Origin of the sequence: Modestobacter sp. I12A-02662 (genome assembly GCF_041028325.1) — a bacterium.
GTDB lineage: Bacteria > Actinomycetota > Actinomycetes > Mycobacteriales > Geodermatophilaceae > Modestobacter.
In genome coordinates, this window is record NZ_JABGDE010000051.1 from 1 (window position 1) to 520 (window position 520).

The window sequence follows — 520 nt, forward strand, 5'->3', positions numbered from 1 at the left end:
GGAAGCGATTGCGGGAGAATTCCCGGATGCAGACGAAACGCCGGAAATCGTTGCGGACGGCGAAGGGTGGTTGGTCAAAGGTACTACTGACCTGCACGCGCTCTCGCACACGCTGGGGCTGGAAAATGTCATTAACGATGAAGAAGACATTGCCACCGTGGCAGGGCTTGTGATTTCGGTTAACGGTCAGATCCCGCGTATCGGCGATGTGATTGAACTGCCGCCGTTGCATATCACCATTGTCGAAGCCAACGACTATCGCGTTGATATGGTGCGTATTGTTAAAGAGCAATCTGCACACGACGAAGAAGAGTAAACTTTTTTAGCGTAACGGCATTAAGGGCACGATGTGTCCATTGTGATGTGCTGGCGGGGGAGAACTTCCCGCCAGCCATTTCGGAAACTCCCGCAGCGGCATTGGCCGCGCAAAGAAATATCCCTGCAAAATATGCACCCCGTGGCGACGCAAATACCGTGACTGTTCCTCGGTTTCTACCCCTTCCGCCACCAGTTCAATATT

General features: G+C 53.1%; 2 protein-coding genes. One reads left to right on the top strand and one right to left on the bottom strand.

What is annotated here, in order from left to right:
- Positions 1 to 316 (top strand): transporter associated domain-containing protein (locus tag HL189_RS22555; protein WP_369135969.1); only part of this gene is annotated, 316 nt, incomplete at its 5' end.
- A 6-nt stretch (positions 317 to 322) separates the two neighbouring features.
- Here HL189_RS22555 and HL189_RS22560 read toward each other — a convergent pair.
- The coding region (locus HL189_RS22560) for an EAL domain-containing protein (RefSeq protein ID WP_369135970.1) at positions 323 to 520 on the bottom strand (198 nt) is incomplete at its 5' end.